Annotated in this window: 18 protein-coding genes and 1 pseudogene; 15 read left to right on the top strand and 4 right to left on the bottom strand. The window is 71.6% G+C overall.

The genetic code is table 11. The features are described from left to right. The first annotated feature begins 300 nt into the window (after positions 1-300). From O3W51_RS38575 to O3W51_RS38520, 13 genes are all read left to right on the top strand, one after another. Positions 301-951, top strand: coding sequence for a class F sortase (locus tag O3W51_RS38575; protein WP_198357948.1), 651 nt, complete (start codon positions 301-303; stop codon positions 949-951). A 42-nt stretch (positions 952-993) separates the two neighbouring features. Beyond that, entirely contained in the window at positions 994-1,566 is a 573-nt protein-coding gene (locus O3W51_RS38570) for a GNAT family N-acetyltransferase (RefSeq protein WP_269288615.1), read from the top strand. A gap of 92 nt (positions 1,567-1,658) precedes the next feature. Continuing rightward, complete coding sequence (locus tag O3W51_RS48595; RefSeq protein ID WP_331283982.1) at positions 1,659-1,742, top strand: putative leader peptide; 84 nt, start codon at positions 1,659-1,661, stop codon at positions 1,740-1,742. Positions 1,743-1,909: 167 nt separating this feature from the next. Beyond that, entirely contained in the window at positions 1,910-3,607 is a 1,698-nt protein-coding gene (locus O3W51_RS38565) for a nitrite/sulfite reductase (protein ID WP_198357950.1), read from the top strand. Further along, positions 3,604-3,798, top strand: a complete 195-nt coding sequence (locus tag O3W51_RS38560; RefSeq protein WP_138354334.1) for a hypothetical protein — start codon at positions 3,604-3,606, stop codon at positions 3,796-3,798. The genes O3W51_RS38565 and O3W51_RS38560 overlap by 4 nt, the downstream gene beginning before the upstream one ends. Next, positions 3,795-4,499 carry a phosphoadenylyl-sulfate reductase gene (locus O3W51_RS38555; protein WP_138354333.1) on the top strand — a complete coding sequence of 235 codons (705 nt, stop codon included), beginning with the start codon at positions 3,795-3,797 and terminating at the stop codon, positions 4,497-4,499. Before O3W51_RS38560 ends, O3W51_RS38555 begins: the two co-directional genes overlap by 4 nt. Further along, positions 4,499-5,089 carry an adenylyl-sulfate kinase gene (gene cysC, locus O3W51_RS38550; RefSeq protein ID WP_138354332.1) on the top strand — a complete coding sequence of 197 codons (591 nt, stop codon included), beginning with the start codon at positions 4,499-4,501 and terminating at the stop codon, positions 5,087-5,089. The genes O3W51_RS38555 and cysC overlap by 1 nt, the downstream gene beginning before the upstream one ends. Next, positions 5,086-6,012: a sulfate adenylyltransferase subunit CysD gene (gene cysD / locus O3W51_RS38545; protein ID WP_138354331.1), complete on the top strand. Its 927-nt coding sequence runs from the start codon at positions 5,086-5,088 to the stop codon at positions 6,010-6,012. Before cysC ends, cysD begins: the two co-directional genes overlap by 4 nt. Further along, positions 6,013-7,371: a sulfate adenylyltransferase subunit 1 gene (locus O3W51_RS38540; protein ID WP_138354330.1), complete on the top strand. Its 1,359-nt coding sequence runs from the start codon at positions 6,013-6,015 to the stop codon at positions 7,369-7,371. It begins immediately after the preceding gene. Positions 7,372-7,582: 211 nt separating this feature from the next. After that, the gene (locus O3W51_RS38535; protein ID WP_138354328.1) at positions 7,583-8,707 is read left to right on the top strand and encodes an aliphatic sulfonate ABC transporter substrate-binding protein; all 1,125 of its coding nucleotides are present in this window, start codon (positions 7,583-7,585) and stop codon (positions 8,705-8,707) included. Between the two features lie 110 nt (positions 8,708-8,817). After that, positions 8,818-9,627: an ABC transporter ATP-binding protein gene (locus O3W51_RS38530; protein WP_138354327.1), complete on the top strand. Its 810-nt coding sequence runs from the start codon at positions 8,818-8,820 to the stop codon at positions 9,625-9,627. Continuing rightward, positions 9,614-10,522 (top strand): ABC transporter permease, encoded by a 909-nt coding sequence (locus O3W51_RS38525; RefSeq protein WP_138354326.1) that lies wholly within the window; start codon positions 9,614-9,616, stop codon positions 10,520-10,522. The genes O3W51_RS38530 and O3W51_RS38525 overlap by 14 nt, the downstream gene beginning before the upstream one ends. Beyond that, positions 10,522-11,271, top strand: coding sequence for a sirohydrochlorin chelatase (locus O3W51_RS38520; protein WP_198357951.1), 750 nt, complete (start codon positions 10,522-10,524; stop codon positions 11,269-11,271). The genes O3W51_RS38525 and O3W51_RS38520 overlap by 1 nt, the downstream gene beginning before the upstream one ends. 4 nt (positions 11,272-11,275) lie before the next feature. Here the strand turns inward: O3W51_RS38520 and O3W51_RS38515 are convergent, their stop codons facing one another. After that, entirely contained in the window at positions 11,276-13,906 is a 2,631-nt protein-coding gene (locus tag O3W51_RS38515; RefSeq protein WP_138354324.1) for a fibronectin type III domain-containing protein, read from the bottom strand. Between the two features lie 351 nt (positions 13,907-14,257). On the opposite strand from O3W51_RS38515, the gene O3W51_RS38510 reads away from it, so the two are divergent. Continuing rightward, entirely contained in the window at positions 14,258-16,504 is a 2,247-nt protein-coding gene (locus O3W51_RS38510; RefSeq protein WP_187145050.1) for an MMPL family transporter, read from the top strand. A 109-nt stretch (positions 16,505-16,613) separates the two neighbouring features. Here O3W51_RS38510 and O3W51_RS38505 read toward each other — a convergent pair. Then, positions 16,614-16,937, bottom strand: a pseudogene (locus O3W51_RS38505) (CGNR zinc finger domain-containing protein); the annotation flags it as partial. A gap of 286 nt (positions 16,938-17,223) precedes the next feature. On the opposite strand from O3W51_RS38505, the gene O3W51_RS38500 reads away from it, so the two are divergent. After that, positions 17,224-18,183: a phosphotransferase enzyme family protein gene (locus tag O3W51_RS38500; RefSeq protein WP_138354322.1), complete on the top strand. Its 960-nt coding sequence runs from the start codon at positions 17,224-17,226 to the stop codon at positions 18,181-18,183. 225 nt (positions 18,184-18,408) lie between these two features. Here O3W51_RS38500 and O3W51_RS38495 read toward each other — a convergent pair whose 3' ends face one another. Further along, a complete protein-coding gene (locus tag O3W51_RS38495; protein ID WP_198357952.1) occupies positions 18,409-19,197 on the bottom strand; it encodes a 3'-5' exonuclease in 789 nt (262 codons plus the stop codon). A 106-nt stretch (positions 19,198-19,303) separates the two neighbouring features. Continuing rightward, positions 19,304-20,545, bottom strand: coding sequence for an SAV2148 family HEPN domain-containing protein (locus O3W51_RS38490; protein ID WP_187145341.1), 1,242 nt, complete (start codon positions 20,543-20,545; stop codon positions 19,304-19,306). Positions 20,546-20,829 lie beyond the last annotated feature (284 nt).

Below are 20,829 nucleotides of genomic sequence, written 5' to 3'. Positions count from 1 at the left end.
GCCGCCCGGTGCGACGGTCAGGTCGAGCCCGGCGGCCGGCTCGCCGGACCGGGGGGCGGCGAAGGCGTCGGCTACGCATTCGCCGAGGACGACGACGGGACGGCTCGGACTCGTGCGGGACATGCGGGACAGCGTACGAGGCTCTGCCGGGTGGCGGCAGGGCGTGGAGGGGGCCGGCTCCGGCGGCCCTGGGGCGCGCGCCCCGCACCACCCGATCGCCTGCCAGCTGTCGCCGCCCGCCCGCCCCGCGTCTAGCGTTTCGGAGGGTGGTCCCCCGGGGCCCCGAGCGGGAGGAAGGCCATGGCCACGGAGCAGCCGGCGCGCAAGGGCCTCGCCGCACCCGTCGCCGTCGCTCTGATCGCTGTCGTCGGGGTGGCCCTGATCCGCAGCGGTTCCGAGGAGCGGGCTCTTCCTCCGCAGCCCGCCGCGGCGGCCGCCGTCGAAACGATTCCGGGTGTCGTCCCCCCTGCCGCCCGGAAGGTCCCGCCGCCGTTGCCGGCCTCGCCGCCGGTCCGGGTCAGGATTCCGTCGATCGGGGTGAACGCCCCGCTGATCACCGTCGCGCTCGACAAGGACGGCTGGGTGGGCTCGCCGCCGGCGGCGGAGAAGAACCTGGCCGGCTGGTTCAGGAACTCCCCCACGCCGGGCGCGGCCGGCACCTCGGTCATCGACGGGCATGTCGACAATCTGGCGGGGCCCGCCGTGTTCTACGGTCTCGGCGCCCTGAAGAAGGGGGACCGCGTCGAGGTGACCCGCCGGGACGGCCGCACCGCGGTCTTCGACGTGTACGGCGTCGAGGCCTTCGCCAAGGACGCGTTCCCGGCGAAGCGGGTGTACGGCGACACCGGCGCGGCCGAGTTGCGTGTCATCACCTGTGGCGGCGGCTTCAGGGAGAAGGGCGGATACGACGGCAATGTCGTCGTCTTCGCCCGGATGGGCGCGGTGCGCTGATCCGGTCGCGGCTGTGCGGCGGCGGCGAATTAGGCTGGTGGCATGAGCATCAGCGTGACCACCTGGTCCCTCGAACAGACCGCACCGGCGGATCTGCGGCCCTCGGCCGTGCCCGCCGCCGGGTCGGGGGTCCGGATCGTGGCCGCCGAGGTGCCGTCGCCCGACTTCAGCCGCTTCCTCTATGCGTCGGTCGGCGCGGACTGTCTGTGGACCGACCGGCTGGACTGGACGTACGGGCGCTGGCAGGCGCATCTGGACCGGCCGGGCTCGGAGACGTGGGTGGCGTACGACCGGGGCACCCCGGCCGGGTTCGTGGAGCTCGACCCGCAGGACGACGGCGTCGTGGAGATCATGTACTTCGGGCTGCTGCCGGCGTTCCGGGGCCGCGGCATCGGTGGCCATCTGCTGTCGTACGGGACCGCGCGCGCCTGGGACCTGGCCGGCCGGTGGCCGGGGCGGGCCGCGACGAAGCGGGTGTGGGTGCACACCTGCAGCCTGGACGGGCCGCACGCGATGGCGAACTACGAGCGGCGCGGGTTCCGGCTCTTCGACACCAGGACGGCGGACGAAACGGATCAGCCGGTCCCCACCGGCCCGTGGCCCGTGGAGCAGTGACGCAGAGCACAGCGTCTCACCAAATGGGATAATCTGGTCCACATGCTGGACGACGGTGGACTCGTCCAAGACCCTCATGCCACGCTTCCGACATGTCCCGCACTGGAATCGCCTTGGTAGGTCGGCCGCACGTCGACTTCTGCCGCGTGTCCAGCGCCATCTGTCCGGCGAGCTGATCGCGCCGCGCCGGTTGGCGCCGGCACCCCCGCCACCCTCTCGCGCCGTGGTCGCGCATGCGCCCCGGCGCCGCCAACTGCCCTGATCGATTTCAGGTTTCCGCAGGCCATAGGGTGCATCCGCGCTACTACCGACGTATTCGCCCCTGCCCGAAGGACGCATCGCCATGGCCTCCACTCCTGATCAGCCAGCCGACACCACGGCCCGCCGCAAGGCCGGACGCCACCGTGGTGAGGGCCAGTGGGCCATGGGCCACTTCACGCCGCTCAACGCCAACGAGCAGACGAAGAAGGACGATGACGGTCTCAACGTGCGGACACGCATTGAGACGATCTACTCCCAGCGTGGTTTCGACTCGATCGACCCCGCCGACCTCCGCGGCCGCATGCGCTGGTGGGGTCTCTACACCCAGCGCAGGCCCGGGATCGACGGCGGCAAGACCGCCATCCTCGAGCCGCACGAGCTCGACGACGAGTACTTCATGCTGCGGGTCCGCATCGACGGCGGCCGGCTCACCACCGAGCAGCTGCGCGTCATCGGTGAGATCTCGCAGGAGTTCGCCCGCGGCACCGCCGACCTGACCGACCGGCAGAACGTCCAGTACCACTGGATCCGGATCGAGGACGTTCCGGAGATCTGGCGCCGGCTGGAGGCCGTCGGCCTGTCCACCACCGAGGCGTGCGGCGACACCCCGCGCACCATCCTCGGCTCGCCGGTGGCGGGGATCGCGGCCGACGAGATCATCGACGGCAGCTCCGCGATCGACGAGATCCACTCGCGCTACATCGGCTCCAAGGACTTCTCCAACCTCCCGCGCAAGTTCAAGACGGCGATCTCCGGGTCGCCGCTGCTGGACGTGGCGCACGAGATCAACGACATCGCGTTCGTCGGGGTGCACCATCCCGAGCACGGCCCCGGCTTCGACCTGTGGGTCGGCGGCGGGCTGTCCACCAACCCCAAGCTCGGCGTACGGCTCGGCGCGTGGGTCCCGCTGGACGACGTCGCCGACGTGTGGGCCGGGGTCATCGGCATCTTCCGCGACTACGGCTACCGCCGGCTGCGCACGCGCGCCCGGCTGAAGTTCCTGGTCGCCGACTGGGGCCCGGAGAAGTTCCGGCAGATCCTGGAGGACGAGTACCTCCAGCGCAAGCTCACCGACGGCCCCGCCCCGGAGTACCCCGAGCAGCAGTGGCGCGACCACGTCGGCGTGCACCGCCAGCAGGACGGCCGCTTCTACGTGGGCTTCGCGCCGCGGGTCGGCCGGATCGACGGCTCGACGCTCTCCAAGATCGCGGACCTGGCCGCCGAACACGGCTCGGGCCGGCTGCGCACCACCGTCGAGCAGAAGATGATCGTGCTGGACATCGAGGAGACGCGGGTCGAGTCCCTGGTGGCCGGTCTCGAGGCGCTCGGCTTCCAGGTGAAGCCGTCGCCGTTCCGGCGCGGCACCATGGCCTGCACCGGTATCGAGTTCTGCAAGCTGGCCATCGTCGAGACCAAGGCGCGCGGCGCCTCGCTCATCGACGAGCTGGAGCACCGGCTGCCGGACTTCGACCAGCCGCTGACCATCAACGTCAACGGCTGCCCCAACTCCTGCGCCCGCATCCAGGTGGCGGACATCGGTCTCAAGGGCCAGCTCGTCACCGACGAGAACGGCGAGCAGGTCGAGGGCTTCCAGGTGCACCTGGGCGGCAGCCTCGGACTGGAGCCCGGCTTCGGCCGCAAGGTGCGCGGTCTGAAGGTCACCTCCGCCGCGCTGCCCGACTACGTCGAGCGGGTGCTGCGGCGCTTCGAGGAGGAGCGCGAGGACGACGAGCGCTTCGCCACCTGGGCCGCCCGCGCCTCCGAGGAGGCACTGTCATGACCGAGCGCGCCGCGCCGTTCTACTGCCCGTACTGCGGGGACGAGGATCTGCGCCCGTCCGAGGAGAAGGTTCCGCACGGATCGGGAGCCGCGTGGGAATGCCGGGCGTGCAACCGGGCCTTCCAGTTGAAGTTCCTCGGTCTGCTGACCGAGGGACTCCGGAAGAACCCCCCGACTGGAGGCGAGTCGTGACCACCGCACAGCACACCGCCGAGGACCTGCGCAGTCTGGCCGAACAGGCCGGCCGCGACCTGGAGGACGCGGCCCCGCTGGACATCCTGCGCTGGGCCGCCGAGACGTTCGGCCCGCGCTTCTGCGTCACGTCCTCGATGGAGGACGCCGTCGTGGCGCACCTCGCGTCCCGCGCCTTCCCGGGCGTGGACGTGGTCTTCCTCGACACCGGCTACCACTTCCCCGAGACCATCGGCACCCGTGACGCGGTCGGCGCGGTGATGGACGTCAACCTCATCACGCTGACCCCGGTGCAGACCGTCGCAGAACAGGACGCCGAGTACGGGCCGAAGCTGCACGACCGCGACCCGGACCTGTGCTGCGCGCTGCGCAAGGTCAAGCCGCTGGAGCAGGGCCTGACCGGGTACGACGCCTGGGCCACCGGGCTGCGCCGCGACGAGTCCCCGACCCGCGCCAACACGCCGGTCGTCGGCTGGGACGAGAAGCGCCGCAAGGTGAAGATCTCCCCGATCGCCCGCTGGACGCAGGCGGACGTGGACGCGTACGTCGCCGAGCACGGGGTGCTGACCAACCCGCTGCTGATGGACGGCTACGCGTCCGTCGGCTGCGAGCCGTGCACCCGCCGGGTGCTGGAGGGCGAGGACGCCCGCGCCGGCCGCTGGGCCGGGCGCGGCAAGACCGAGTGCGGACTGCACGGCTGATGACCACTCAGATATCCCAGGAGCGAACGATGAGCGTGCCGGCGAGCCCGCGGCAGGCGGGTGCCACGGTGTGGCTGACCGGTCTGCCGAGCGCGGGCAAGACCACGGTCGCCTTCGCGCTGGCGGACCGGCTGCGCGAGGCCGGCCACCGGGTGGAGGTGCTGGACGGCGACGAGATCCGCGAGTTCCTCTCCGCCGGACTCGGGTTCACCCGTGAGGACCGGCACACCAACGTGCAGCGGATCGGCTTCGTCGCCGAACTGCTGGCCTCCAACGGCGTCAAGGTCCTCGTCCCCGTGATCGCCCCCTACGCGGACAGCCGCGAGGCGGTCCGCGGGCGCCACCGGAAGCAGGGCACCCCGTACTTGGAGGTGCATGTGGCCACCCCGGTCGAGGTGTGCTCCGAGCGCGATGTGAAGGGCCTCTACGCCAAGCAGGCCGCGGGTGAGATCTCCGGTCTCACCGGGGTCGACGACCCGTACGAGGCGCCCGAGGCACCGGACCTGCGCCTCGAGACCCACGGGCGCACCGTCGAGGACTCCGCCGCGGCGCTGGAAGCGCTGCTCGTCGAGAGGGGACTGGCACTGTGACCACCGTCGCCGCACCCAATGATTCCGCGTACGCGCTCAGCCACCTGGACGCCCTCGAGTCCGAGGCCGTGCACATCTTCCGCGAGGTCGCGGGCGAGTTCGAGCGGCCGGTGATCCTCTTCTCCGGCGGCAAGGACTCCATCGTCATGCTGCACCTGGCGCTGAAGGCGTTCGCGCCCGCCGCGGTGCCGTTCTCGCTGCTGCACGTGGACACCGGCCACAACTTCCCCGAGGTGCTGGAGTACCGGGACCGTACGGTCGCCGAGCACGGACTGCGCCTGCACGTGGCGCGGGTGCAGGACTACATCGACGACGGCCGGCTGCGCGAGCGCCCCGACGGGACCCGCAACCCGCTGCAGACGGTGCCGCTGCTCGACGCGATCGGCGAGGGCACGTACGACGCCGTCTTCGGCGGCGGCCGCCGCGACGAGGAGAAGGCCCGCGCCAAGGAGCGCGTCTTCTCCCTGCGCGACGAGTTCGGCGCCTGGGACCCGCGCCGCCAGCGCCCCGAGCTGTGGCAGCTCTACAACGGCAAGCACGCGGCCGGCGAGCACGTCCGGGTGTTCCCGCTGTCCAACTGGACCGAGCTGGACGTGTGGCAGTACATCGCCCGCGAGGGCATCGAGCTGCCGCAGATCTACTACGCGCACGAGCGGGACGTCTTCGCCCGCAGCGGCATGTGGCTGACGGCGGGCGAGTGGGGCGGCCCGAAGTCCGGGGAGACCGTCGAGAAGCGGCTGATCCGCTACCGAACCGTCGGTGACATGTCCTGCACCGGCGCGGTGGACTCCGACGCCTTCACCATCGACCAGGTCATCGTGGAGATCGCCGCGTCCCGGCTCACCGAGCGGGGCGCGACCCGCGCCGACGACAAGATGTCCGAGGCCGCGATGGAAGACCGCAAGCGCGAGGGGTACTTCTAAATGACCACCATCAGCGACGTCACCAGCGCCGAGCAGATCGCGGCCACCTCGCAGCTGCGCTTCGCCACCGCCGGCTCCGTCGACGACGGCAAGTCCACCCTGGTGGGGCGGCTGCTGCACGACTCCAAGTCGGTCCTGACCGACCAGCTGGAGGCCGTCGAGCACGCCTCGCGCCGCCGCGGCCAGGAGGCGCCGGACCTGGCGCTGCTCACCGACGGCCTGCGGGCCGAGCGCGAGCAGGGCATCACCATCGATGTGGCGTACCGGTACTTCGCCACACCGCGGCGCCGGTTCATCCTCGCCGACACGCCGGGCCATGTGCAGTACACCCGCAACATGGTCACCGGGGCCTCGACCGCGGAGCTGGCCGTGGTGCTCGTCGACGCCCGCAACGGCGTCGTGGAGCAGACCCGGCGCCATGCCGCGGTGGCCGCGCTGCTGCGCGTCCCGCACGTGGTGCTGGCCGTCAACAAGATGGACCTGGTGGAGTACGCGGAGCCCGTGTTCGCCGCCATCGCCGAGGAGTTCACGGCGTACGCGGCGTCGCTCGGCGTCCCGGACATCACCACGATCCCGATCTCGGCGCTCGCCGGGGACAACGTGGTGACGCCGTCCGCGAACATGGACTGGTACGGCGGCCCCACTGTCCTGGAGCACCTGGAAACGGTGCAGGTCGGCACCGACCTGACGGACGCGCCGGCGCGCTTCCCGGTCCAGTACGTGATCCGTCCGCAGACCACCGAGCACCCGGACTACCGCGGCTACGCGGGCCGGATCGCCTCCGGCATCCTCCGGGTCGGTGACGAGGTGACGGTCCTGCCGTCCGGCGCGACCAGCACCATCACCGGCATCGACGCCCTCGGCGAGCCGGTCGACGTCGCCTGGGCGCCGCAGTCGGTGACCGTGCTGCTCGCCGACGACCTGGACATCTCGCGCGGCGACCTGATCGCGCCGACCGCCTCGGCGCCGGCGACCACCCAGGACGTCGAGGCGACCGTCTGCCATCTGCACGAGCGGCCGCTGAAGGTCGGCTCGCGGGTGCTGCTCAAGCACGCGACGCGCACGGTGAAGGCCATCGTCAAGGCGCTGCCGTACCGCATCAATCTCACGGCCGGGCTCGCGCACGAGTCCGGGCCGGCGCAGCTGGACGTCAACGACATCGGCGCCGTCGTGCTGCGCACCGCCGAGCCGCTGCCGCTGGACGCCTACGCGGACTCGCGCCTGACGGGCTCCTTCCTGCTGATCGACCCCGCGGACGGCACGACGCTGACCGCGGGCATGGCGGGCGAGGCGTTCGCCGAACCCGCGGCGGCCGGTGCGTCCGCCGTGGAGAAGGAACAAGAGGGGTGGGACTTCTGATGGTCAACGATGCCTATTCGGGCTTCGCGAAGGAGGGCGGCCGCGTCGGCGGCGGCCTCCTCGGCGCCGGCACGGGCGGGGTGGCGCGATGTGCGCTCTAACCGCTGAACCCCGCAGCTGTAGGCGAGTACGCCCGTACCACCGAAGACCTGACGACTTTCCGGCAGCGCCCAGATAGGCGCGCTCCGGCTCTCCGAGAGGAACACCTCCCGTGTCTGCCGCAACCACCCGCAGCCTGAAGCGAACGATCGCCGCTGCCGCGACCCTCCCGCTCCTCTTCGGCGCTCTCGCCGCCTGCGGGTACGGCTCGAAGTCCGACGACACGAAGGACAGCAACGCTGCCCCGGTGGCCAGTTCGGGTGCGAAGAAGCTCTCCGCCGACGAAGTGAAGATCGGCTACTTCCCGAACCTCACCCACGCCACCGCGCTCGTCGGCCTCAACCAGGGCCTGTTCGCGAAGGAGCTGGGCGGCACCGCCATCAAGACCCAGACCTTCAACGCGGGCCCGTCCGAGATCGAGGCGCTGAACGCCGGCTCCATCGACATCGGCTGGATCGGCCCCTCGCCGTCCATCAACGGCTACACCAAGTCCAAGAGCACCAACCTGCGGATCATCTCCGGCTCCGCCTCGGGCGGCGTGAAGCTGGTCGTCAACCCCGCGAAGATCAAGACCCTGGACGACCTCAAGGGCAAGAAGATCGCGACCCCGCAGCTGGGCAACACCCAGGACGTGGCGTTCCTCAACTGGATCGCCGAAAAGGGCTGGAAGGTCGACGCGCAGAGCGGCAAGGGCGACGTCTCCGTCTTCCGCACCGACAACAAGGTCACGCCCGACGCCTACAAGTCCGGCTCCATCGACGGCGCGTGGGTGCCGGAGCCGACCGCGTCCAAGCTGGTCTCCGAGGGCGGCAAGGTGCTGCTCGACGAGCGCGACCTGTGGCCCGACAAGAAGTTCGTGATCACCAATGTGATCGTGTCGCAGAAGTTCCTGTCGGCGCACCCGGACGTCGTCGAGGCGGTGCTGCGCGGTTCGGTGAACACCAACGCGTGGATCACGGCCAACCCGGACAAGGCCAAGGCCGCCGCGAACGCCCAGCTCAAGAAGGACACCCAGAAGGCGCTGCCGGCCGAGATCCTCGACCCGGCGTGGGCGAGCATCCAGGTCCTCGACGACCCGCTCGCCAAGTCGCTGACGTCCGAGGCCGACCACGCCGTCAAGGCCGGTCTGCTGAAGAAGCCCGACCTCGCCGGGATCTACGACCTGACGCTGCTCAACAAGGTCCTCACGGCCGCGGGCAAGCCCACGGTGGACGCGGCAGGGCTCGGCAAGCAGTAGCAGCACCGCGCCACGGAAACACCCGGAAGCAGCCGCTGTCCGGCCCGCAGGGGCCGGACACCGGCGGCCCGCAGCACGCACCGCCCGCCCACGTACCAGGAGGTGACCGGATGGCCACGGCAGTCAGGACCACCGAGCAGCACAGCGCGGACACCGCCGTCGCAGACGGCGCGCCCGCCGTTCGCATCGACCACGTCCACAAGGTCTTCGGCCGTCCGGGCTCCGCCCAGGCGGTGCTCGACGACATCACCCTCGACGTCCGTCCCGGTGAGTTCGTCTGTCTCCTGGGTGCCTCCGGCTGCGGCAAGTCGACCCTGCTCAACCTGGTCGCGGGCCTCGACCGGCCGACCGCCGGCACCATCACCGTGCCCGGCGGCGGCCGTCCGGCGCTGATGTTCCAGGAGCACGCGCTCTTCCCCTGGCTCACCGCCGGCAAGAACATCGAACTGGCGCTGCGGCTGCGCGGTGTGCCGCGCGCCGAGCGCCGCCCGGAGGCCGAGCGGCTGCTGAGCCTGGTGCGCCTCGACGGATCCTACGGCAAGCGGGTCCACGAGCTGTCCGGCGGTATGCGGCAGCGCGTCGCGCTCGCCCGTGCGCTGGCCCAGGACTCCAACGTGCTGCTGATGGACGAGCCGTTCGCGGCGCTGGACGCCATCACCCGGGACGTCCTGCACGGCGAGCTCACCCGCATCTGGGCCGAGACGGGCGTCTCCGTCCTCTTCGTCACCCACAACGTCCGCGAGGCCGTCCGGCTCGCGGAGCGGGTGGTGCTGCTGACGTCCCGGCCCGGCCGGGTCGCCCGCGAATGGGCCGTGGACATCCCGCAGCCGCGCCGTATCGAGGACGCCGCCGTCGCCGAGCTGTCCATCGAGATCACCGAAGAACTGCGTGGGGAGATCCGCCGACATGGCCAGCACTGAGACCGTTCCGGCCGATAAGAAGGGCAGTGCGGGAGCCCAGGACCTCGCGGGTCTGGAGGCCGGGCTCGACGCCCTGGACGCGGTCCAGGTCCGGCGCACCCCGTTCACCCAGGTCCTGGTCAAGAAGGTCCTGCCGCCGGTCTCGGCGGTCCTCCTGGTGCTCGTGGTGTGGCAGCTCGCCGTCCTGGCCGGCTTCGCGCCGGAGACCAAGCTGCCCGCCCCGCGGGCGGTCGGCAGCAGCTTCATGACGCTGTGGAACGAGGGCCAGCTCCTCGACATCATCTGGACCAGTGTCGAGCGCGGGCTGCTGGGCTTCCTCGCCGCGGTCGCCATCGGCACCCCGGTCGGCCTCGTCGTGGCCCGCGTCCCGTTCGTCCGGTCCGCGATCGGGCCGATCCTGTCGGGCCTGCAGTCGCTGCCGTCGGTGGCCTGGGTGCCCGCCGCGGTCATCTGGCTCGGCATCACCGACTCCGCGATGTACGCCGTCATCCTGCTCGGCGCGGTGCCCTCCATCGCCAACGGGCTGATCTCCGGCATCGACCAGGTGCCGCCGCTCTATCTGCGCGCCGGCCGCACGCTCGGCGCCAGCGGGGTGAGCGGTGCCCGGCACATCCTGCTGCCGGCCGCGCTGCCCGGCTACCTGGCAGGCCTCAAGCAGGGCTGGGCGTTCTCCTGGCGCTCCCTGATGGCCGCCGAGCTCATCGCCTCCTCCCCCGACCTCGGTACCGGCCTGGGGCGCTACCTGGAGAACATGCGCGAGGGGTCCGACATGCCGGGCATCTTCCTCGGCATCATCCTCATCCTCGTCGTCGGTATCGCCATCGACCTGCTGATCTTCAGCCCGCTGGAGCGCCGTGTGCTGCGCACCCGCGGCCTGGTGTCCCGGAGCCAGTAATGAACGGTCCTGTCCTCCTCGTCATCGCCCACGGCAGTCGCGATCCGCGCCATGCCGCGACCGTCCACGCGCTGACCGAGCAGGTACGGGCCGCCCGGCCGGGGCTCCGCGTCGTCACCGGATACCTCGACTTCTGCGCGCCGACCGTGGCGCAGGTCGTCGACCGCCTCGCGGCGGAAGGGGTCCGCGACATCGTCGCGCTGCCGCTGCTCCTCACCCGCGCCTTCCACGCGAAGGCCGACATCCCCGCCGTGCTGCGCGAGTCGACCGCCGCGCACCCCCGGCTGAGGGTCGCGGTGGCCGATGTCCTCGGCCCCTCGCCCCTGCTGACCGCAGCCCTGGAGCGGCGGCTGGCCGAGGCCGGGGTCACCCCCGGCGACCGCTCGACCGGGGTCGTCCTGGCCTCGGCGGGCTCCACCGACCCGGAGGCGATCGCAGTGATCGCTGAAATCGCGCGGGAGTGGCGGCACACCGGTTGGTGCGCCGTGCGGCCTGCGTTCGCCTCCGCATCCCTTCCCCGGACCGAGGACGCGGTCCGGCAACTGCGGGCCGAGGGCGTCCGCCGTATCGCCGTCGCCCCGTACGTCATCGCGCCGGGCTTCCTGCCCGACCGCATCGTCCGCGGTGCCCGCGAGTCCGGCGCCGACGCCCTCGCTCCTGTGCTGGGCGCGGCCCCGGAACTCGTCGAGCTGCTGCTGGAGCGTTATGCGGGGGCCCTTCTCCCCCGCCGGATCCTGCTCTCGGCCTGACGCGTCAGGCGGCGGGTGTGGTGCCGTTCGCGGTCACCGAAGGACCGGTTCCCGCGGCGGTGACCGCCGCGATGGTGACCTGGTACGCGGTGCCCGGGGTGAGACCGCCGATGACGCGGAACATCCCCTTGCCGGACGGCTGGGTGACGAGCGTGTCCCGGCCTGCGACCTCGATCGTGCGGCCGTCGGAGACGGTGATCAGATAGCCCGTGACCTCGGCGGCGCCGGTGTTCACCGGCGGCGTCCAGACGACGGTCGCCGCGTGCGCCTGGGCGCGCAGTTTCGCCCCGGTGGGTGCGGCGGACAGCGTCGTCACGGCGGCGGGCACCAGAGGATGCGACGGCAGCGAAGCCGCCCCGCTTCCAAGGGAGTTGGCCGCGCTCACGGCGACGGTGTACGGCTCACCGGGCCGCAGCCCCGTGACGCGGAGGTAACCGCGGGTGCGGAACTCCGCGGCCGTGACCGGCACCGTCGCCGCCTCATGGCCCGCGGCGTCGTACACATGCGCCGTGTAGGACGTCACGGGCGCTCCGCCGTCGGCGAAGGTGGGGTTGAAGGTGACGACCAGCGCGGTCGTGCCACCGGAGCTGGTGCCGACGCGTGACGGTGCCTCAGGGGTGCTGAGGGCGCCGATCCGCCGGTTGAGCAGCCCGCGGTAGGCGGGTTCGAGGCCCGCGTTGGCGACGATCGCGGCGGGGGCGTCGGACGGGGCGGCGATGATGCGGTTGCCGGTGGTGACGAGTCCCTTGTTGTCACCGTCGCCGGTGCCCTCCTCCCACCAGTTGTCCTTGACGAGGGTCGGGTCGTTGTTGCCGAGCGCGTCGCGGAAGTCGGTGTGGCGGCTGGCGACGTTGGCGTACGAGGCGCCGTAGAGGACGTTGCCCTGGACCGTCTCGTACGTGCAGCCGTTGTCGGTGTAGACGCTCTTGCCCAGGCCCCACTGTCCGTGGATGACGTTGCCGGTGACCTTCTCGCCGTCGGCGATCGAGGTGCCGGTCAGCCCCTGCGTGTAGATGCCGCCGCCGTCGTCCAGCATCTGCATGTAGTCGAAGATGAGGTTGTCGCGTACGGCGTTGTCGTGGCCGGCGTTCGGGGTCGCGGGCGAGCCGATCTTGTCGGGCCAGCCGCCCCAGCCCAGCGAGATCGCGGAGTAGCCGACGTGGTCGATCTGGTTGTGGGCGATCGTGGTGTGCTGGGTGTAGCCGTTGAGGATCGCGACCCCGCCGTGGAATTCGCGGGGCAGCGCGTAGAGGTGGTTGTCGGTGACCTGGACGCCGGTGGCGGGTTCGGCGCCGTCGACGCCGCCGATCTCCAGGCCGTTGCCGGAGATGTCGGTGAAGATGCTGCCGCTGACCCGGGCGTCCTGCGTCCCGGTGCCCAACTCCAGTCCCGCCGCGCCGAGATGCGCGAACACATCACCGGAGAACTCGACGCCTCGGCTGTACGCGAGCGAGACGTTGCCCGGCATCTTCGTCCAGTCGGCGAACGGGCAGGTACCGCCCTCGACGAAGTGGCAGAGACCCTGGGTGGCCCAGCCGGTCGGCCCGGTGATCGTGTAGCCGGCCTGGATCTCGGAGAATCCGCCGGGACCCGACGGGGTCAGCCAGGTCGCGTAGCTGAACTGCAGCCCGCGGAAGGAGACGTCGCGCAGGGGCGCGGCGGCCGTTCCGCCGCCGTCGATCAGCTTCTGTGCGACCGGGGCCTCGACATCGGCGTGCCGTGGGTCCTCGCCGGGGCGCGGCAGGTAGTAGACGGTGTGGGCCTTGCGGTCGAAGTACCACTCGCCGGGCTGGTCGAGCAGCTCGTAGGCGTTCTCGATGTACGAGGCGTGGCCGCTGTTGGTGAGCTTGCCGGGGCCGACCATGCTGACGGTCCGGCCGGGGATGTCGGGGAATTCAACACGTCTGTTGGAATTGTCCCAGCAGGGCTGGGCCATCGTGATCGTGGTGCCGGTGGCCGAGGCGAGGGGGCAGCGTGGCTCGGTCCACTGGCCGAGGCCGTCGCGGTCGATGTTCCACAGCGACTCGCCGCTGGTGTAGACGAACTCGGCGTCGCCGATGTTCCGCCAGCCGGCGAGCGTGCCGGCGGAGGCCGTGTAGCCGGTGGCGGTGGCGGTCAGTCCGACGGGCACCTGGCCACGGGCGCGCTGGGCGCGCACCCCGTCGACGTACAGCTGCCGGGTGTTGGTGAGCCCGCTCGGCGCGGGCGCGGACCACAGTCCCGGCCGGCCGGCGACCTGGTGCCAGCCGGTCACCTGGCGGCCACCGCTGATGACCGCGGACCCGGCGCCGTCCCAGATCACCCGGTGGCCGTTGCTCCCGGAGTCGCGGGCGTCGAGCACGAGGGGCTTGGACTGCCGGTAGGTGCCCGGGGCCAGATGGACGGTCAGATCGGCGGTGAGGTGCCCGGCGCGTGCGCGGGCGAGGTCGCGGGCGTGTTCCAGGGTGCGGACGGGGTGCTTGGTGGTGCCGGGGGCGTGGTCGTCACCGGCCGGGGAGACGTAGACATCGCGTGACGCGGCCGCCGGTGCTCCGGCGGCCGGGGATATTCCGGTGGTGGCGAACGCGGCGACGGCCGCCAGCGAAGCGCAGACGGCTGCGGCTCTGCGGCGAACGGGCCTCAGGGGTGCGGGCATGGTCCCTCCCGTGGGATCGGCCTCGTAAGTGCCGGAAACATACGACCACTGACAGTCCATGGTCAAGGAAATACGCAGCAATCACCGCTTCACTGCAGGGAAGTTGGCTGATTCATCGGAGCACTGGATGATGGTTTCCTTAGTCGATCTTTATAGATGTAAGGGACCGGCGTCCTCTGGGGGTGGGGATAGCCTCCCCTGGATGGGGGAGAACCCCCACCGCCAAGTCACCTGGAAGCCTGATGGGTCGGCCGCCCCTCAGCCCCTAGCGTCATGGGTGAAGCAAGCGGTGCGGTGCCGCTGCCATGACGAGGGGGAACCGTGAGTCGCGGACGCGCACACGGCAGCAAAATGGGAATCGCTGCGGCAATGGGTGGCTGGAGCGCCCGGCACCGCTGGACCGCCGTCATCGGCTGGCTGGTCTTCGTGGTCCTCGCGCTGGCCATCGGGCAGATGGCCGGCCGGGTGGACGCCAGCCAGGAGGAAGGCCTCCCGGGTGAGGTCAGCCAGGCGGCGGGGATCATCGACGACGCGGGCATCAAGGGTGCCGCCGGCGAGATGGTGCTCATCCAGGTCAAGTCCGGCGGCACGGTCGCGGATCCCGCGGTCCACACCGCCGTGGACGCCGTCATAGCCGCGGTCAAGAGCACCGGCCAGGCCACCAACATCACCTCGCCCTACGACACCAAGGCGATCTCCGCGGACCAGAAGTCCGCACTGGTCCGGTTCGAGATGACCGGTGACAAGAAGACCGCCAAGGAGCGCGTCACCAAGGTCACCGACGCGGTCGCGGGAACGCAGGCCAAGTACCAGGACCTGCGGATCGAGGAGTTCGGCGACGCGAGCTCCGAGAAGGTGCTCGGTGACGCGTTCGGCGACGACTTCAAGACCGCCGAGTTCTCCGCGGTCCCGGTCGCCCTCGGCATCCTGCTGATCGCCTTCGGCGCACTGGTCGCCGCCCTGCTGCCGGTCCTCCTCGCGGTGACCGCCTTCGTGGCGACCACCGGTCTGGTCGCGGTCGTCAGCCACCTGGTGCCGATGAGCGACACCGCCAACTCCGTGATGCTGCTGGTCGGTCTGGCCGTCGGCGTCGACTACTGCCTGTTCTACCTGCGCCGCGAGCGTGAGGAGCGGGCCGCGGGACACGACGCGCAGACCGCCATCAAGATCGCCTCGGCGACGTCCGGCCGCGCCATCCTCATCTCCGGCATCACCGTGATCGTCGCGATGGCCGGCATGCTCTTCACCGGCATCGCGGACTTCAAGGCCATGGGCGTGGCCACCATGATGGTCGTCGCGGTCGCCATGTTCGGCTCCGTGACCGTCCTTCCCGCGCTGCTCTCGCTGCTCGGCCACCGGGTCGAGAAGGGCCGCATCCCGTTCCTCAACCGCGCCCGGAAGAACACCCCGCAGCGCTCCGCCACGAGCAACAGCCGCTTCTGGACGGCAGTTCTCACCCCCGTGCTGCGCAACCCGAAGACCGCCACCGTCATCGCCGGCGGCGCGCTGATCCTCATCGCCTCCCCGGCGCTCGGGCTGCACACCGCGAACCTCACGATGAACCAGGAGCTCGGCGACGACCTGCCGATCATCCAGACCTACGACCGCATCAACGTGGCGTTCCCCGGCGGCCCCGACCCGGCGCACGTGGTCGTCAAGGCCGACGACATCAACGCGGCACCCGTCAAGCAGGCGATCGAGGACTTCCGCGCCAAGGCCGTCTCGAAGGGCGCCAGCAAGGGCCCGGTCACCGTGGTCGTCCACGCCAAGGAGAACATCGCGCAGATCGACGTCCCGCTGGCGGGTGGCACGGACAAGACCAAGGCCGAGGCCGGACTGGTCCAACTGCGGGACGAGATACGGCCCGACACGCTCGGCAAGGTCCCGGGGCTCGAAGCGCCCATCACCGGTCAGACGGCCGGCTCGATGGACTTCACCAACAAGATCACGAGCAGCGTCCCGCCGGTCTTCGCCTTCGTGATCGTCTTCGCCTTCCTCCTGATGCTGCTGTCCTTCCGCTCCCTCACCATCGCCGCCACCTCCATCGTCCTCAACCTGCTGTCGGTGGGCGCGGCCTACGGTGTCCTCGCCGCCGTCTTCCAGCACGGCTGGGGCGCGGGGCTGGTGGGTGCCACGGGAACCGGCGCGGTCGTCGCCTGGCTGCCGCTCTTCCTCTTCGTGATCCTGTTCGGGCTGAGCATGGACTACCACGTCTTCGTGGTCTCCCGGATCCGCGAGGCCAAGATGCGCGGCCTCAGCACCCAGAGCGCCATCCAGCACGGCATCACCACCACGGCGGGCGTCGTCACCAGCGCGGCGGTCATCATGGTCGCGGTGTTCGCCATCTTCGGAACGCTCTCCATGCAGAGCATGAAGCAGATGGGCGTCGGCCTGGCGGTGGCCGTCCTCATCGACGCGACCGTCATCCGCGGGGTCCTGCTCCCCGCCGTCATGGCCCTGCTCGGCGAGCGCAACTGGTACCTGCCCAAGTGGCTCGGCTGGCTCCCGGACATGACCCACGACGAGGCCGTGCTGGCCCCGCCGGTGCCCGCCCCGGCCGGCCGCCCGGCCGAGGAGTACGACGCGGCCCGCGTCTGACCTTCTCCCGCTCACTGCCGGCCCGGTCTCTCACGGGGGAGACCGGGCCGGCCCATGTCCTCTTCCGCACAGCGCCCAGGGGCGCCGCACCCCTGCCACCGCCGGTCCCTCAGCCGACCGCGCCGGCGTGCTTGGCCGCGTACCGCCGCGCCTTGGTGCGGTTGCCGCAGACCCGCAGGGAGCACCAGCGGCGGCTGCGGTTCTTGGAGACGTCCCGGAAGACCCAGGCGCAGGCGTGCTCGGCGCAGCGCTTGAGGCGGGCGGCCTCGCCGGTGATGACCAGTTCGGTCCAGGCGACGGCGATCAGAGCCAGCGCGTTTCTGGCGGGCGGCAGTTCCGGCGCCGGGAGCAGGGCGGCGGAGGTGCCGCGCCGGACGGTGCTCAGCAGCGGGAGTTCGCGCAGCGCCTCGTCCGCGGCGAGGATCAGGGCCGGGAGGACGAGGAACCACACGCCCCGGTCATGACGCCGCGGGCGGGTCCTGGGTGGCGCGGTGGCCAGGGTCACGGCAGGCGGGCTCCTTCGCGCGGCTCCGTCGGACGGTCCGCCCGGCCGGCGTGGAGCCGGCCCCGGCGGGCCCCCGTCATGGTCCGGACCCCCGGGCGGCCCGTCAAGACCATGTGACGGCACGTCGGCTCCGGGCCGGCGGCGCGGGCACCTGCCCGCGGGCAGGTGCGAGACTGTCGGTGATCATTCGAACGGGGAACGGCGGAGGGCAGTCGTGGGGCAATCGGGCACGGCGTTCACGGAGGAACGGGCACGGGCCGTCCTGGCGGCAGCGGCGAGGCCCGCGGCGGCTTCCGCTGCGGCCACCACTACGGCCTCCGCTACGGATCCGGCGGGCTCCGGGGCGCCGGACGCCGCCGGGGTTCGGCTGCTGGCGCTGGGCGAGAACGCGGTGTTCGCGGTGGGCGACGGTCTCGTCGTCAAGATCGGCCGCAGCGCCGAACTGCTCGAGCGCGCCGAGCGCGAGGTGCGGATCGCCGGCTGGCTGGCGGAGCACGACGTGCCGGCGGTCCGGGCGGCCACGCCGCAGGCCCGGCTGGTCGATGGCCATCCCGTCACGTACTGGGTGCGGCTGCCCGAGCCGGTACGCCCCGCAGGACCCGCCGACCTCGCCGGACTGCTGCGGCTGGTGCACGCGCTGCCGGAACCGTCGGGGCCGTCCGCTCCGGTGCTGCCGCCGCGCGATCTGCTGGGCGGGGTGGAACGCTGGCTGCGGCTCGCGGGCGACGCCATCGATCCGGCGGACGCCGCGTACCTGCGCGACCGGCGGGACGGATTCGCCGCGGCCGCCGCCGCGCTGACGCCCCGGCTGCCGCGCGGCCCGGTGCACGGCGACGCGCTGCCGCGCAACGTCCAGGTCGGCCCCGACGGGCCGGTGCTGGTGGACCTGGAGACGTTCTCCACCGATCTGCGCGAACACGATCTGGTGGTGATGGCGCTCAGCCGGGACCGCTACGGTCTCGACCCGGCCGCCTACGACACCTTCACGGCGGCCTACGGCTGGGACGTGCGCGAGTGGGACGGCTGCGCCGTGCTGCGCGGCGCGCGGGAGACCGCCAGCTGCGCCTGGGTCGCCCAGCACGCGCCCGCGAACCCCGCGGCTCTCGCCGAGTTCCGCCGCCGCGTCGCGTCGCTGCGCGACGGCGACCCAGAGGTCCGCTGGTACCCGTTCTGACGCACGGGCCCTTCGGACCGCAACCTTGACGACAGCCCCGGCCGGTCCACGCGCTCCGGCACGCCGACCCCGTCCGACCGCCCGGCCCGAAGCCCGAGCCCCGGACCGCGCAGCTCCCGCGGGTCAGCTCCCACCCTCGAAGTCCGCGCGGCGCGCGCGGGATGCCGGCGCGGCCCGGTGCGCCGTCGGCGCCCCGACCCCGACGACCCCTCGGCGGCCGAGCGGTCAGCGCGACCCGCGGCCGCCCGGAACATCCGGTTCGTCCAGCAGCTGAACGTCGGACGGGCGGGTGCGCTGCTGCGGCAGCAGCGCGTCCAGCCGCAGCGGCCAGGACGCGTCGACGACGGCCTCCGGGTCGCGGTCGCGGCGCAGCCACTTCTGGTAGCCGGTGGCCCAGTCGGTGTACCAGCGGATCTGGGAGCGGTGCAGGTCCCAGAGGTCGGCGTCGCCCGCCTCCGCGTACCGCTCGCCCAGCGCGCGGGCGACCCGGACGGCGGCGAGTGCGTCGGCGCCCGCCTCGTGCGCGTCGTCCAGCACCACCCCGTACACCGCGCAGGCCGCCTCCAGATTGCGCTTGCCCTTGCGGTACTTGTCCAGCGCCCGGTCCATGACCAGCGGGTCCAGGACCGGTCCGACGGCCGGGCCGGGGGCGCCGCCGAGGCCCGGCAGCTCATGGCGGCGCAGCTCGGCGGCGAGCAGGCTCAGGTCGAAGGGGGCGTTGTAGACGACGACCGGTACACCGTCCGCCCAGTACTCGCGCAGCGCGCGGGCTATCTCGGCGACGGCCTCCCGGGCAGGACGGCCCTCAGCCACGGCCCGCTCGGTCGTGATGCCGTGGATCGCGGTCGCGCCCTCGGGAATGGCCACGCCGGGATCGACGAGCCACTCCCGGTGCCGTATCGGCTCACCGCCCTTGACCTCGGTGACCGCGGCCGTGACGATCCGCGCCTCGTGCGGATCCGTCCCCGTCGTCTCCAGGTCGAAGCCGACCAGCAGCTCCCGATGCCATGCCATGCGCCTACCTCCCACTGGTCCCCCGTGTGCTCTGCCATCCTCTCGTGCACCACTGACAGTGGGTCCCCCGGGTGTCAGGAGACCGCCCCGGGTGTCACGACACCGGTCAGGACACCGGCCGGGAGTCGGCCCAGACTCCTTCGAACTCCTCGCGGTAGACGTCGAAGAGTCCGCTGTGCTCACCGCGCCGGTCGTCCTTGACGACATGGCGCGAGGGACCGCGCAGCACCATCACCGGGACCTCCATCCCGCGGGCCTTGCGCAGATAGGACTGGACGACCGCGAGTCCGTCGGCGCTGTCGCCGTCGACGAGGTACGCGGTGAAGCGCGGGGTCTCGTCGAAGACCCGGATCTCGAAGGCCGCGGGATCGCGCAGCCGGGCCCGGACCCGGCGCATGTGCATGATGTTCATCTCGACGGAGCGGCTCAGCTCGCCGCGCCCGAGCCCGAGCTCGCGCTCCCGGCGGCGGACCGCGCTGCTGGCGGGGTTGAGGAAGAGCAGCCGGATACGGCAGCCGGACTCCGCGAGCCGCATCAGCCGGCGGCCGGAGTAGTTCTGCACGAGGAGGTTCAGGCCGATGCCTATCGCGTCCAGCCGGTGCGCCGAGCCGAAGAGGTCCTCGGCGGGCAGCTGGCGCTGGAGCCGGACCCGGTCGGAGTAGACACCGACGACATCGGCGTAGCGGTCGGCGACCAGTTCCTCGACGACGTCGACGGGGAGCCGGTCGGCGGCGGCGTAGCCGGAGCCGGAACCGAGGATGTCCAGCAGCCGGGCGGCGGCCCGTTCGGCCTGCGCGAGGACGGTGCGGGACAGCGCGCGGTTGCGGGAGACGACATGCCGGGCGACCTCGAGCTCGTCGAGCGCGAGTTCGAGATCGCGGCGCTCGTCGAAGTACGGCTCGAAGCACGGCCAGTGCTGAACGACGAGTTCCCGCAGCTGCGGGAGTGTCAGGAAGCTGAGGATGTTGTCGTCGGCGGGGTCGAGCAGGAAGCCCTTGCGGCGGCTGACCTCACGGACGGCGGCAGCGCGCTGCACCCATTCGTGTCCGGCCGGGCCCGCGGCGGCGACCACCCACTCCTCGCCGTGCACGGGCTCGTAGATCGGGCGCAGCACGGCGTTCACGACGGCGCGCAGGCGCTGCTCGACGAGGTTGAGCCAGACGTATGCCCGCCCGGCGCGGCTGGCACGGGTGCGCACCTCCGCCCAGGCGTCGGCGCCCCAGTCCAGTTCCGCTCCTATCTCCAACGGCTGCGCGAGCGTCACCGCGCCGGGCGCACCGTCGGCAGTGGCGCCGCTCTGGTCTCCCTGATCTCCGCCACTGGGGAGCACAAGGCCTCCCGACGTCACCACGCCACCGCCTCCCTCCCCGTCCACGATCAAGGAAGGCTACTGCCCACCGGGTGGCACCGCAGCCCTATCGACCCTACTTGACTACAACCGCACCGCGTCATCACCCTTACGGTTGCTGGCCGTTGGGACACCGGGTGACGTACGGAACCCTTTCCGGCGAAGATCCGATCTTCGCAAATGGCACTTTTGCTCCCACATCTACGCGAAGATACAGCGTTGACAACGATGTGACCGGGCGAGCGGCCTACCGTCATCCGGTCCCGGAGTGGAAGAGTCGCGAC

The sequence above is a fragment of the Streptomyces sp. H39-C1 genome (assembly GCF_027158125.1).
Lineage (GTDB): Bacteria > Actinomycetota > Actinomycetes > Streptomycetales > Streptomycetaceae > Actinacidiphila > Actinacidiphila fildesensis.
Note: the sequence above shows the minus strand (reverse complement) of the source record. Positions and strands in the feature narration are given on the sequence as shown.

Excerpts from the sequence above, each read along its gene's own strand:
- O3W51_RS38495 (WP_198357952.1), bottom strand. The coding sequence starts at position 19,197 with ATGGCATGGCATCGGGAGCTGCTGGTCGGCTTCGACCTGGAGACGACG.
- O3W51_RS38525 (WP_138354326.1), top strand. The coding sequence starts at position 9,614 with ATGGCCAGCACTGAGACCGTTCCGGCCGATAAGAAGGGCAGTGCGGGA.
- O3W51_RS38530 (WP_138354327.1), top strand. The coding sequence starts at position 8,818 with ATGGCCACGGCAGTCAGGACCACCGAGCAGCACAGCGCGGACACCGCC.
- O3W51_RS38510 (WP_187145050.1), top strand. The coding sequence starts at position 14,258 with ATGGGAATCGCTGCGGCAATGGGTGGCTGGAGCGCCCGGCACCGCTGG.
- O3W51_RS38520 (WP_198357951.1), top strand. The coding sequence starts at position 10,522 with ATGAACGGTCCTGTCCTCCTCGTCATCGCCCACGGCAGTCGCGATCCG.
- O3W51_RS38575 (WP_198357948.1), top strand. The coding sequence starts at position 301 with ATGGCCACGGAGCAGCCGGCGCGCAAGGGCCTCGCCGCACCCGTCGCC.
- O3W51_RS38560 (WP_138354334.1), top strand. The coding sequence starts at position 3,604 with ATGACCGAGCGCGCCGCGCCGTTCTACTGCCCGTACTGCGGGGACGAG.
- O3W51_RS38565 (WP_198357950.1), top strand. The coding sequence starts at position 1,910 with ATGGCCTCCACTCCTGATCAGCCAGCCGACACCACGGCCCGCCGCAAG.
- O3W51_RS38540 (WP_138354330.1), top strand. The coding sequence starts at position 6,013 with ATGACCACCATCAGCGACGTCACCAGCGCCGAGCAGATCGCGGCCACC.
- cysC (WP_138354332.1), top strand. The coding sequence starts at position 4,499 with ATGACCACTCAGATATCCCAGGAGCGAACGATGAGCGTGCCGGCGAGC.
- O3W51_RS38570 (WP_269288615.1), top strand. The coding sequence starts at position 994 with ATGAGCATCAGCGTGACCACCTGGTCCCTCGAACAGACCGCACCGGCG.
- O3W51_RS38515 (WP_138354324.1), bottom strand. The coding sequence starts at position 13,906 with ATGCCCGCACCCCTGAGGCCCGTTCGCCGCAGAGCCGCAGCCGTCTGC.
- O3W51_RS48595 (WP_331283982.1), top strand. The coding sequence starts at position 1,659 with ATGTCCCGCACTGGAATCGCCTTGGTAGGTCGGCCGCACGTCGACTTC.